Source organism: Exiguobacterium sp. BRG2 (assembly GCF_031844245.1).
Taxonomy (GTDB): Bacteria; Bacillota; Bacilli; order Exiguobacteriales; family Exiguobacteriaceae; genus Exiguobacterium_A.
Genome location: NZ_JAUZUW010000006.1, coordinates 124,931 through 138,212 on the forward strand (window position 1 = coordinate 124,931; position 13,282 = coordinate 138,212).

Genomic DNA, 13,282 nt, shown 5'->3' on the forward strand with positions numbered 1-13,282 from the left:
TGGTAAACCCTACTATTGTCTCTCTACTAAAGGAGGAAGAACGATGAACGCAACAGAAAAGACGTTGATACTTGCTGCATTAAAGCAAAAAACGGTGACGTTTCCCGATCAGACGCATGTTCGGGCACTCGGACAAGGTACGTGGCGGATGGGAGAAGAGTCGGAGAAGCACGAAGCAGAAATCGAAGCACTCCGTGTCGGTCTTGATAGCGGAATGGAACTCATCGATACGGCAGAGATGTACGGAGAAGGTGCTTCTGAAGAATTGATTCGCGACGCAATCGCAGATCGACGAGAGGAAGTCTTTCTCGTTTCGAAAGTCTATCCGCATCATGCTGGTGGGAAAGCATTGAAGCAGGCTTGTTCCAACACACTTGAACGTCTTGGTACCGATTACCTTGATTTGTACCTTCTGCACTGGCGTGGCGACATTCCACTGAAAGAAACCGTCGAAGGACTGGAAGCTTTAAAACAAGAAGGAAAGATTCGCCGTTGGGGTGTATCGAACTTTGACGTATCAGACATGAAAGAACTGTTGGCACTGCCAAATGGTGATCAATGCGCTGTCAATCAGGTACTCTATCACCTTGGATCACGCGGAATCGAGTATGAACTATTACCGTTACTACGTGAGCATGGTATACCAGTGATGGCGTATTGCCCACTAGCAGAAGGTGGTTCATTACGTGATCAACTTCTGAATCATCCGACCGTCGAGGAACTCGCTGAGACACATGGCGTTGAACCGGCACAGATTCTACTCGCATGGGCGATTCGTGAAGGTGACGTCATCGCGATTCCTAAGGCTGGTCAGGCACATCATGTCGAAGCCAATGGTCGCGCTGCGCTTCTGAATTTAACAGAGGAAGAGCTCGCTGCACTTGATCAAGCGTTCCCAGCACCAACGAAAAAAGAACCACTCGATATCGTTTAAGGAGGTCATTTTCATGACAAAACATGTTCAACTCGGTCAATCTAACTTATTCGTTCACCCCATCGGTCTCGGTACGAATGCTGTCGGTGGACACAACTTGTATCCGAATCTCGATGAGCAAGCCGGACGCGATCTCGTTCGTGTCGCTTTGAAGCAAGGAATCAATTTCCTTGACACAGCTTTTATCTACGGACCAGAACGTTCGGAGGAACTCGTCGGTGAGGTCTGGAACGATACGGTCGCTCGAGAAGATGTCGTCCTCGCGACGAAAGGTGCGCATCAGTTCGTTGACGGAAACGTCGTCATGAACAATTCACCAGACTTTCTCCGTCAATCGGTCGAAGAGAGTTTAAAACGTCTTCAGACAGACTATATCGATTTGTATTACATTCATTTTCCGGATGAATCGACACCAAAGGATGAAGCGGTCGCAGCACTCGCTGAACTGAAAAAAGAAGGAAAGATTCGCGCAATCGGTGTCTCGAATTTCTCACTCGAACAACTGAAGGAAGCGAACAAAGACGGACATGTCGACGTTTATCAAGGGGAATACAACCTATTCAAACGGGATGCGGAAAAAGAATTACTCCCGTATATCGTTGAGAACGGTATGTCCTTCGTCCCGTACTTCCCACTCGCTGCTGGATTATTGGCAGGGAAATATACGAAAGAGACGACGTTTGATGATCTACGAAAAAATGATCCCTTGTTCCAAAAAGATGTCTTCGAACAAAATCTCGCAAAAGTCGATCAACTACGTCCGATCGCAGAAGCACACGATGCGGAAGTCGCACACGTCGTACTCGCGTGGTATTTGGCACAGGACGGCATCGATGCCATCATTCCTGGTGCCAAACGACCAGATCAGGTGACGGATACGTTGCGTACGTTAGACGTTCAGTTGTCGCAAGAGGATATCAAAAAAATCGACCAAATTTTTAGCTAATCGGTCTCTTCCTATGCACATGAGCAGAATAGGCGAAAAATCATACTAAACTTCGTATGATGGAGGCATGGAGGCGATTGATCATGAAGCACCATTTTCATTTAACCGCAGACTGGCCGGGCAATCGCAATGATGTCGGTCAGATCGAGACGGGTGAACTAAAAACAAAAATCTCAATTCCGGACGCCATGGATGGTCCAGGGGTTGGTACGAATCCAGACGAGATGTTACTCGGGGCTGCTGCTACGTGCTATATCATCACGCTTGCCGCGATGCTTGAGCGTAGTCACATTCCAAAAGTCTCGTTAACGATGGAATCTGAAGGCATCGTCGATGTCACGAACGGTGTCTTCACATACGACGCGATCATTCATCGTCCGAAACTCTTATTGCCATCTGATCTGTCGGATCGTGATGTGGAGAAGGCACAACGTCTTGCTGAAAAAGCGGAAGGTTCGTGTATGATTACGCGGGCGCTAGCTGGTAATGTTAAAGTATCGCTTGAGGCTGTTGTGGAGCGAATATCAAATTAACAAACAAAAATCATCGCTTAACTTTTTAGTTAAATGATGATTTTTTACTTTATTTATCTATTTATTGGTATATTATTGATGATTTACTCATTGTAAATACCATTTACTATCATTCGGAGGATAACCATGTCTTATTATGAAACACTACGTTCTTCAACTGAAACTAACTCACAATCCGATACAACAAGTGTCTCTGTACCAGCACATGACTACACAACAGAATTACTTACACACCTCAATCAAGTACTATATCAATCTTTAGACCATTTACAAAAACAAGATGAACCTGATCAAATGGTTGAAACAGTCAATGAATGGCTCCTGCATTTAAATCAACCTCCGATCGACTCGCCACTTCATCGTGAACTCTCTACTAGCACAACTCATGCTTTACCTACACAATATAAAAATTCTTTGCGTGCTTGGGAACTCATCGCTCCTGGCCAACCCGAACAAGAACAGTTATTGCATCATATCAATCAAGAATTATGGACAGCATCTGCTGCTGATTGGATGGTGAGTTTTACACGACATTCTGGAATCCAAACGCTTGTACCAGCTTTAAAAGAAGCAGAAGCTCAAAACAAACCAATTCGCATTTTGACTTCATTTTATATGAATATTACAGAAGCGAAGGCTATCCGGCAGTTGATGGAATTCAGCAATATCGAAGTAAAAATTTATGAACCGATTAAAAAAAATCATGCGTTCCATCCGAAAGCATATTTATTTTCTCGTCCTGATCAGTTAGATAGTGCTATTGTTGGCTCCTCTAATTTATCAAAGTCGGCTTTAACACACGGTATGGAATGGAATATTCGTATACCTTCTACACCCGTCACAACATTAGTCACTCAAGCGAAAAGCTTGTTTGAACAGCTTTGGAACAGCCATGAAGCGACTATATGTACAGAAGAATTATTACTTCAATACGAACAGTACCAACAAGAAACACCACCTATAAAATCATTTTCTATCCGCGATACAATTGCCGAACCCGCTGTCGATTACACCGTTATTGAACCAAACCTCATGCAGATTCCGGCTTTAGAAGAACTGGATCGTTTGCGCGAGCGAAAAGAAACAAAAGCAATGGTCATTGCGGCAACAGGAACGGGGAAAACGTACTTAGCAGCATTTGATGTCCGTCAAGCTCAGGCTAAAAAAGTGTTATTTGTTGCACATCGCGGAAAATTACTATCACAAGCTGAGCATACATTTAGACAAGTTTTTTCAAATGAAAGTTATACATTTGGTAGATATTCACGATCACAACAAATTCAAGATGCACAATTTATCTTCGCTACCGTTCAAACACTTTCAAAAGAGGTTCATCTTAATCAATTTTTACAGGATACGTTTGACTACATCATTATTGATGAATTCCATCACGCTTCATCTGCTTCTTACCAAAACATTCTTAACTACTTTACGCCGAAATTTTTGCTTGGCGTAACGGCAACACCAGAACGAATGGATGGTCAAAATATCTTCCAGCTTGTTGACTATAATGTCGCTTACGAAGTTCGTCTGTATGATGCCTTAGCACAAGATTTACTTTCACCATTCCATTATTTTGGTATTCAAGATGATGAATCGATTGATTATTCTCTTATTCCTCAACAAAACGGCTTTTATGTAGAACAAGATCTTGTTGTTGCACTCGAACGCTCAACACGAACAGATTATATTGTTGAAATGATTCGTAAATTTGGATTCAGTGGTAATCAGGCTGTTGGATTAGGATTCTGCGTCAATATCAATCATGCAGAGTTTATGGAGCAAGAATTTAAACGACATCAAATTGAAGCAATGGCTGTTACAAGTAAACAGTCTGAAGAAGAACGCGAAGAAGCCATTCGCCGACTAGAGGACGATCAAGATCCACTACAATATATTTTTACAGTTGACTTGTTTAACGAAGGAGTCGATATTCCAAAAGTCAATCTCATGCTATTTTTACGTCCTACGGAGTCTCCTACTATTTTTATTCAACAATTGGGGAGAGGCTTACGTAAACATAGCTCAAAAGAATTTGTTACGATTTTAGATTTTATCGGAAATAGTCAAAAGGCTTTTGTTGCACCGCTTGTGTTGTCTGGTCAACAATCGTTTCATTCTATTGATCGTTATAAAATTGCTACTGCTGTAAAACAGCATTTTCCGATTTTACCGGAAGGATCTTTAGCCATTCTAGATTCAATTACAGAAAGATTTATTATTGAACAAATGAAAAAAATAGAGTTTTCAGCTAGCAAACAGCTCCGTGAAAGTTATCAAAGGCTGACACGTATGATCGGAAATCCTCCGAGTTTAAATGATTTAGTTACGCATAAAGACGCACCAGCTATTGAAAGTATTGTTCAGCAATGGAGAAGTACATTACGTCTTAAACAACTTGAAAAACATGCTACCGATGAAGAACTACGTTTATTGCTCGATGACACAACACGCAAAATTGTTGAACAGCTCGAAGGGCTATTCCCAATTCGTGAGCCCTTCAGCTTACTGATTTTAAAACATTTACTGCATCATCCTTCTGCTTCAGTACAAGATATTGAACAAGAAGTTTTCAAAGAATTCGCCTTATCGACGAATCACTCTTTTTCAAAGCGACCTATTATTCATCATCTTTTTAAACGCTGGTCTACTGCGTTTAAAAATGACCGTATTCAATTGCTAGATGCTGTATCAGAAGAGCGCTATCGCTTTTCAAATACAGTCGTCCAAGCACTTCAACAATCAACTGAATTACGTTCATATATGATGCATTTTATCCAAGCAGGTCTACTTGCATTTCATCAACTACCAGATCGAATTAACTGGTTGATCGAAGACCAGGCGTTTCTATTACATCAAACATACAATCGTTCTGTTATCCAACGTCTTCTTTGTTCACCAAGTCAGGAAGGTTCTTGGCGTGAAGGCGTAGCTCAAGCTGGTGACGATTACATTTTATTCGTGAATTTACACAAAGATGAAGCCATTGATGAGCAACTAAAATATAACGATTATTTCTTAGATCAATATCGTTTCCACTGGCAGTCTCAAAGTAATGCAACTGCTACAGGTAAAGCCGGTACTTTATATCAAAACCATGAGAGCGAAGGAATTCGTATTCATTTGTTTATGCGTAAAGCAGATAAAGAACAAGGAAAAACGCTACCGTTCACATACTTTGGCCAGTTAAAGCATCTTCAAAGTACAGGTTCTAAACCGATTAGTGTGACTTGGTCACTTCATTCTCCACTATCAATTGAACTGTTTAAAGAGTGGCAAACTCTTTCTTAATGTACTCAACTGCAGGAATATCGGCAGGAGCCCATTCAAGCTGATCAAGATCTGAAACAGATACCCAGCGAAGCTCTGCATGTTCTACGGCAATCGGTTCTCCTGTTACGATTTCAGCTTCAAACGTATGCAGTGTAACAATAATAGCATCGTACTCGTACGTCGTTTTTTCAATTGGTTGTTTGACCTTAATGTTACATTTTAATTCTTCATTGATCTCGCGAACTAAAGACTGCGAAGGCGTTTCATGTAGCTCAATTTTTCCACCAGGAAACTCCCATAAGTTGGGCAATGACATTTGGCTACTACGAAGTGCACACAATATTTCATTATGATCGTTGCGAATGACAGCCCCTACGACTTGAACATGTTTTTTCATTTTTTATGTTTCACTCCAAATCATTATAGATTTTTCAGTTCTCTGCTTATCATAACAAAAAACCGTTATTCCTTTGACTTATGCAAAGAATAGCGGTTTTATTTATATCCAGTTATCCACATGTGGATAACCCCATTTATGGTATACTTATGCCACTTATCCACAAGTAGAAATGAGGAAACTAACATGTCCCGTGAACTTTATCCAGTTGTCGTCAAACCAGAATGGATTGAATCGATTCAAAGCGGGTATCCCGCGTTACGCAAGGAAATGTTCGAAGCTTTGCACCATGTCAAAGAGGCAGGCGGACTGCTTCATCTGATGACAGAACATAAAGAATACCTCGCGACCGGTTATTTTGGCAAGCAGGAAAAAGGTGTCGGTTGGACTCTCTCAATGGACGAGCAAGAAGCGATTGATGTCGCCTTCTTCAAACAACTTTTTGAAAAAGCGTTAGACAAACGAAATGAATTTTTTGAAGAGTATTCAGAAGCATTCCGTATCTTTAACGGTGCTGGAGATGGTATTGGTGGTTTGACGATCGACTGTTATGATCATCATTACCTCATTACATTCGAAAATGAAGGCATCTATACATTCCGCCCACTGATTCTTGAGGCTCTTGAATCACTACTGAATTATAGAAGCATTTATGAAAAACGAGATTTCCTCGTCGATCTTCAACCGGTCAAAGGCGACGACTTTTTGAAGGGGGAACGAGGCGATTTTCCTGAAGTCGCACAAGAATATGGTGTGTTGTATGAGTATGACTTGGATGCTGGCATGCGGACTGGTTTTGACATTGCCCAACGTGAACTACGCCGAATCCTTCTCGATTCCGTCGAACGAAAGACCGTACTTAACCTCTTTTCCGATACAGGAACGTTAACGGTAGCTGCCCTTTATGGTGAAGCTGCCCGAACGACAAGCGTTGATTTCTCGACACGTAGTCGAAATAAGACAAAAGATAATCTGATGTTGAACAGTTTTACTCCCGAAAAACAGAAGATTATAGTTCAGGATGCGTTCGACTACATCGAACAAGCGGATAAGAAGACTCGTTTTGACGTCGTCTTATTCCATCCGCCCGTACAAGTTAATACACGGACGCGTCAGTTTCGGACGGAACAGGATCTCGCCCTTTGGATCCAAAAAGTCATTCATCTGACGAATCGTGGAGGACTGCTTGCGATTACGACAGATAGTCCTGCTCTTGATGCCTCACAATTGAAAAAAGCTGTCGAGCAGGCATTCAACAAGTTGCGTCAAAAATTCGAAGTCGTATGGGAGCAACCGGAGCAGAAAGATTTCCCGACTCCTCCTTCCATGCCACAACTCGCTCCAAAAAGCATTCTTGTTCGCCGTAAATGATCTGTTATTTAAAAAATCCGCTACCGAATTTTTCAGTAGCGGATTTTTTATATTTTTAACAGGAAATGTAAAATGAATGGAGAATCATTTTTTATGGGTTGGATATACACTCACCTTACCAAAGTGTGATGTTTGATCAAATCGTTGATAGAGATCGTTTAACGCATCGCGTTCATAAGGAATCTGCTCTTCAATCCGAATCTCGACGACACCCTCTTCCACTAAATGAACGAGTTCTGATAAGTGACGTTGCTGTTGTTTCATCTCATCTACTTTTCCTTTCAGTAACGGAAGCGCGACGAACACAGCTTCAAGGGACAAGGCTTTACTATGCATCATCGTTAAATCTTGTGTCGTCCGCGTCGCGATCGAAATGATGCGTCCCCGCTCTTTTGCGAGTATGAACGATTCTTGTAAATGGTCACCACCCACTGTATCAATGATGACGTCGAATCCGTCCAGATCAAGTCGGTTTAATAACGCTTCAGCTGATTCTTCCTTGTACCGATGAACGCGAATCCCTTTCGCTTCTAGCCAAGCTGCCTTCTCGTCAGAAGAGGCGCTCGCTGTGACGTCGCATCCATAATGACGCGCGAGTTGCACGGTAAGATGTCCTACTCCACCCGTTCCACCTGCTACATAAACACGGATGCCTGGGGTAATCGCGATTCGCTCTCTTAAAATTTCCATCGCCGTCAACCCAATCACCGGTAAACAACCAGCAACCTCAGCCGAGACCCCTTCCGGTCGTAAGACTGCCATTTGTTCAGGCACAAGCATTTCTTCCGCTAACGCACCGGCGCGTTTTCCAAGTCCACCGCCGAATGCGACGATGCGATCGCCGACAGAAAAAGACGTCACCCCCTCCCCGATTTCAATCACTTTCCCCGTTACATCACCCTGGAGAATTCCAGTCGTTGAAGCCGCCGCCACATGTCCGAAAAACATCTTCGTATCAAGTGGATTGATGCTTGACCCCTCGATTTGAACCCGTAATTCGTACTTCTCCGCTTTTTCGGGTGTGACGTCTTTTTCTGTAAGTGATGCATTTTTTCCGTACTGATCGACTACGAATGCTCTCATGAAGAATTCCCCCTTTTTCAATATTAGTCTATCATGATTCAGAATTCTCTCACATTAGTCGTTCATGCTATGATGAAGATATCTTATGACGAGAAGGGACGTTTTTGATTTGAAACAAGAATTGATTGATCGTCTAACTACATACGTGAAAGTCGATACACAGTCGAACTATGAGAGTATGACTGTTCCAACGACAGAAGGGCAATGGACACTAGCTCGTTTGCTCGTAGAAGAATTAAAGACAATTGGCATGGAAGAAGTCACCGTTGATGATAATGGTTATGTCATGGCGACATTATCTGCCAATACAGATGCAGACATTCCAACAATCGGTTTTCTCGCTCATCTCGATACAGCGACAGACTTCACAGGTACGAATGTCCGTCCACAACTCGTGGAAGCGTATGACGGACATCCCATCACGTTAAGTGAAGTGCCATCCGTCATTCTATCGCCAACTGATTTTCCTGCACTGCACAACTACGTCGGTCACACCTTGATGACGACAGATGGGACGACATTACTCGGAGCCGATAATAAAGCCGGAATCGCAGAAATCATGACAGCCATGCATCATTTGATTTCACATCCGGAAATTAAGCATGGTCGCATTCGTGTTGCCTTCACACCTGACGAAGAGATTGGTCGTGGACCACATCACTTTAATGTCGAAGCGTTCGATGCCACGTATGCTTATACGGTCGACGGCGGTCCGCTTGGTGAGCTTGAATACGAGAGCTTTAATGCGGCGGCGGCTAAAATCGTCTTCCACGGAACAAATGTCCATCCGGGAACAGCAAAAGATAAGATGGTCAATTCGCAGAAACATGCGATGGCGTTCCACGATCGTCTTCCCGGAGAAGAGTCTCCTGAATTCACGGATGGTTTTGAAGGATTCTTCCATCTGATTTCATTTGACGGTTCGGTCGAAAAAACGACGCTCGACTACATCATTCGTGATTTTGATCGTGAAGCCTTCGAGGGACGGAAACACTTCTTGTCTGCCCTTGTCGATGAGTGGAACAAAAAGTATGGTGCTGGTAGTGTGGAAATCGACTTACACGATCAGTACTACAACATGCGTGAAAAAATCGAGCCCCACATGCACATCGTCGATATCGCTCATGCAGCGATGGAGTCGCTTGACATCACACCGATCATTAAGCCGATCCGTGGTGGAACGGATGGCTCACAACTTTCATACATGGGTCTTCCGACACCGAACATCTTTACCGGTGGCGAGAACTACCACGGCAAGTTTGAATTCATTTCGGTCGATAATATGGTCAAAGCAACACAAGTGATCATTGTCATCGCTCAAGGATTTGAACAAGCTTCGCGCTAATCAAAAAGCAGATTCTCAGCGCTGAGAATCTGCTTTTTTTCATGTCTGGCGTTGTGGTCTTTATGCGGTTTATCTTAGACATATTTCAATTAGTTTTTTTCTTGTGTCGTACCGTCAGGAATCGGTAGTTGAACCATACTCCCTGATCCACTGACGAGTGGTGATTTCCCGTCCCACTTCTTGACGGCTTCGTATTGAATCATTTCTTTCGTCAACGTCTTCTGTAATTCTTTTTGTGCTTTTGCCAATCCTTGAGCTTCGATCAAACGCGCATCGGCTGCTCCTTTTGCTTCTACGCGAAGACGTTCTGCCTCTGCTTTAGCGATTTCAAGATCCGTTTTCTTTTTATCGAGTTCCTGCGACGCTTTGACACGCGCATCGATTGCTTCCTGTGTCTTTTCATCTGGTTTTGGTGCACCGAGTGCGACATCCTCGATGATGAACCCGATGTCCTTGACGTCTTCTGCAAACTGCGTCTGAATGCTCGTCGAGACGTTTCCTGATTTTTCACCGAACAGTTCAAGGACGGTAACTTTCGAGATTTGCTCACGAGATGCATCATAGAGTCGTTGTTTCAAGTAACCTTTGGCAATCTCATCGATTTCGATTGGTCCGAACTTGTTGAAGACTTTTGTCACCTTATCCGGCGAAACGGAGAAGCTGTATGTAAAGTCGACGACGATGTTCTTTCCGTCTTTAGTCGCAAGTGTCATGTTATCAAGCGATTTCGTCTGTGTACGGATCGGATACTCCGTCACCCGTGTGATCGGTGAAACGACATGCCAGCCTTGCGATAACGTCTCATCTTTGACACCGCTTGACGGGGTATAAACGACACCAACTTGTCCGGGTTCGATTTGTTCGACGACGAACGGCGTTGTAGCCAGCAGGGCTAATACAAGTACACCGGCGATGATCATCGATGGACGAATTTTTTTCTTCGGTTTGATTTCTCTCATTCTGAATCTCCTTTATCAATCTTTTCTTGGATATAGCGATAGAGTTCCATGCCAAGCAAAACGATGAGGGCGAAAAACAATAACGTGAAAAAGATGGCCATCTAACCCCTCCTCTAGCGAATTCCTTACTTTCTTCTACGCATCCATCTGGAAAATGTTTCATTATTTTAAATGTCCGGTTGCTTATTTTTAATTTCTGTCCTAATATGGAAAGAACTTTGCCTGCTCTACGACAGATCACGATTTGTGGTACACTCGAATGAGCACATCACTTACTAGAAACGAGGGTTCATCTCTATATGATTACAGTACAAAACGTCGGTCTTCGCTTTGCGGACCGAAAATTATTCGAAGACGTCAACATCAAGTTCACGCCAGGTAACTGTTACGGTCTGATCGGTGCGAACGGCGCTGGTAAGTCGACATTCCTGAAAATTCTCGCTGGTGACATCGAAGCACAACAAGGCGATGTCATCATCACACCAGGCGAACGCTTAGGCGTCCTTCGCCAGAACCATTATGAATACGAAGAATTCCAAGTCATCGAAACAGTCATGATGGGACACAAACGTCTCTATGAAGTCATGAAAGAAAAAGATGCCATCTATATGAAAGAAGATTTCTCAGACGAGGACGGCATGCGTGCTGCTGAACTCGAAGGTGAATTCGCTGAGATGAACGGTTGGGAAGCGGAGTCGGAAGCAGCGATGCTTCTTCAAGGACTCGGCATCAAGGAAGACCTTCACTCGAAAACGATGGCTGAGCTGACAGGATCTGAAAAAGTTAAAGTCTTGCTTGCGCAAGCGTTGTTCGGTAAACCAGACATTCTCTTACTCGATGAGCCGACGAACGGACTCGACCTGAAAGCTGTCAAATGGCTTGAAGAATTCTTGATCGGATTCGAGAACACGGTCATCGTCATTTCCCACGACCGTCACTTCTTGAACAACGTCTGTACGCACATGGCGGATCTTGATTACGGTAAGATCCAACTGTATATCGGAAACTATGATTTCTGGTATGAATCAAGTCAGCTTGCTTCGCGTATGGCAAGTGACCAAAACAAGAAAAAAGAAGAGAAGATTAAAGAACTTCAAGCCTTCATCGCACGTTTCAGCTCAAACGCCTCAAAAGCGAAACAAGCGACGTCACGGAAGAAATTGCTTGATAAAATCACACTCGACGACATTCGTCCATCGTCACGCCGTTATCCGTTCGTCGGCTTCACACCGGAACGTGAAATCGGAAATGATCTCTTGATGGTCGACGGCATCTCGAAGACGATCGATGGCGTCAAAGTCCTTGATAACGTCCGCTTCTCGTTGAACAAGACGGATAAAGTCGCGTTCATCAGCCAAAGCGATATCGCGATCACGACACTATTCAAAATCCTTATGGGTGAGATGGAACCGGATAGCGGTACGTTCAAATGGGGCGTCACGACTTCCCAGTCATACTTGCCGAAAGATAACTCGGAATTCTTCGAAGGCTCGGATAAGACGATCCTCGATTGGCTCCGTCAGTATTCACCGGCAGATGAGAGTGATACGTTCCTCCGTGGATTCCTCGGTCGGATGCTCTTCTCTGGAGAAGAAGTCATGAAAAAAGCATCTGTCTTATCCGGGGGCGAAAAAGTCCGTTGTATGCTTTCAAAAGCGATGCTCAGTGGTGCTAACGTCCTTGTACTCGACGATCCAACGAACCACTTGGATCTCGAATCGATCACAGCACTCAACGATGGTTTGATCGCTTATAAAGGCGCAATGCTCTTCAGCTCGCATGACCACCAGTTCGTCGAAACGATCGCGAACCGCATCATCGAGTTGACGCCAAACGGTATCGTCGATAAAGAAACGACATACGATGAGTATTTGAACAACGATACGATTCAACAGCAATTAACAGCGTTATACGCACAATGATTTTAAAAGAGACCGGAACTGTCGTTTCGGTCTTTTTTTTTGAACCTGTTGAAGGAGGAATGCGATATGCGACATCGGGTATGCGCTGCGTTGATTGAAGAGCAACAGATCCTAATGGTCGAATTACATACCCCTTCCCGGACATTTTGGACGTTACCCGGCGGAGGTGTCGCGAATGGTGAAATAAAAGAGCAAGCCATCATGCGAGAAGTGTTAGAAGAAACGCATCTTCACGTCACGGTCGAACGGAAACTTTACGAGATTTCAATGGATCAAGGAACAGAGACATGTTTTCTCGTTCGCCGTGCCTTAGATAGTCCTGGACCTCGACTCGGGATCGATCCTGAACTATCGCTTAATCAACAAGAATTACGAGCTGTTCGGTTTCGACCACTGAATGAGATGCAAAATGATTCACAGATTTCTCGTTTGCGTCTACTATCGTAACGATATAATCTTTGGATTGAATGAAAATTTAATAACCGTATTTATACTTAAAAATAGTAGTTGGTAACTAAG

General features: G+C 43.6%; 11 protein-coding genes. 8 read left to right on the top strand and 3 right to left on the bottom strand.

All coding sequences use genetic code 11. The features are described from left to right. Nucleotides 1–43 precede the first annotated feature (43 nt). The 4 genes from Q9R23_RS09950 (at nt 44) to Q9R23_RS09965 (ending at nt 5,704) form a co-directional block, all read left to right on the top strand. Nucleotides 44–934: an aldo/keto reductase gene (locus Q9R23_RS09950; RefSeq protein ID WP_311246981.1), complete on the top strand. Its 891-nt coding sequence runs from the start codon at nt 44–46 to the stop codon at nt 932–934. A 13-nt stretch (nt 935–947) separates the two neighbouring features. Continuing rightward, nucleotides 948–1,880, top strand: a complete 933-nt coding sequence (locus tag Q9R23_RS09955; protein ID WP_133208435.1) for an aldo/keto reductase — start codon at nt 948–950, stop codon at nt 1,878–1,880. Nucleotides 1,881–1,960: 80 nt separating this feature from the next. Then, complete coding sequence (locus tag Q9R23_RS09960; protein WP_133208492.1) at nt 1,961–2,413, top strand: OsmC family protein; 453 nt, start codon at nt 1,961–1,963, stop codon at nt 2,411–2,413. 126 nt (nt 2,414–2,539) lie between these two features. Then, entirely contained in the window at nt 2,540–5,704 is a 3,165-nt protein-coding gene (locus Q9R23_RS09965; RefSeq protein ID WP_311246982.1) for a DEAD/DEAH box helicase, read from the top strand. Here the strand turns inward: Q9R23_RS09965 and mutT are convergent. Then, the gene (gene mutT, locus Q9R23_RS09970; RefSeq protein WP_064300723.1) at nt 5,679–6,083 is read right to left on the bottom strand and encodes an 8-oxo-dGTP diphosphatase MutT; all 405 of its coding nucleotides are present in this window, start codon (nt 6,081–6,083) and stop codon (nt 5,679–5,681) included. The two genes, Q9R23_RS09965 and mutT, sit on opposite strands and share 26 nt — an antisense overlap. A gap of 186 nt (nt 6,084–6,269) precedes the next feature. On the opposite strand from mutT, the gene Q9R23_RS09975 reads away from it, so the two are divergent. Further along, on the top strand, nt 6,270–7,454 hold the full coding sequence (locus Q9R23_RS09975; protein WP_064300724.1) for a class I SAM-dependent rRNA methyltransferase: 1,185 nt from the start codon (nt 6,270–6,272) through the stop codon (nt 7,452–7,454). An 84-nt stretch (nt 7,455–7,538) separates the two neighbouring features. On the opposite strand, the gene Q9R23_RS09980 is transcribed toward Q9R23_RS09975, so the two are convergent. Next, the gene (locus Q9R23_RS09980; protein WP_311246983.1) at nt 7,539–8,537 is read right to left on the bottom strand and encodes a zinc-binding dehydrogenase; all 999 of its coding nucleotides are present in this window, start codon (nt 8,535–8,537) and stop codon (nt 7,539–7,541) included. A gap of 109 nt (nt 8,538–8,646) precedes the next feature. Here Q9R23_RS09980 and pepT point away from each other — a divergent pair, with 109 nt between their 5' ends. Beyond that, entirely contained in the window at nt 8,647–9,882 is a 1,236-nt protein-coding gene (gene pepT, locus Q9R23_RS09985; protein WP_311246984.1) for a peptidase T, read from the top strand. An 89-nt stretch (nt 9,883–9,971) separates the two neighbouring features. On the opposite strand, the gene Q9R23_RS09990 is transcribed toward pepT, so the two are convergent. Then, nucleotides 9,972–10,841, bottom strand: coding sequence for a prohibitin family protein (locus Q9R23_RS09990; protein WP_058713675.1), 870 nt, complete (start codon nt 10,839–10,841; stop codon nt 9,972–9,974). Between the two features lie 299 nt (nt 10,842–11,140). Between Q9R23_RS09990 and Q9R23_RS09995 the strand changes: the two genes are divergently transcribed. Next, nucleotides 11,141–12,763, top strand: coding sequence for an ABC-F family ATP-binding cassette domain-containing protein (locus tag Q9R23_RS09995; protein WP_023469778.1), 1,623 nt, complete (start codon nt 11,141–11,143; stop codon nt 12,761–12,763). A 66-nt stretch (nt 12,764–12,829) separates the two neighbouring features. Continuing rightward, nucleotides 12,830–13,210, top strand: coding sequence for an NUDIX domain-containing protein (locus tag Q9R23_RS10000; protein ID WP_311246985.1), 381 nt, complete (start codon nt 12,830–12,832; stop codon nt 13,208–13,210). Nucleotides 13,211–13,282 lie beyond the last annotated feature (72 nt).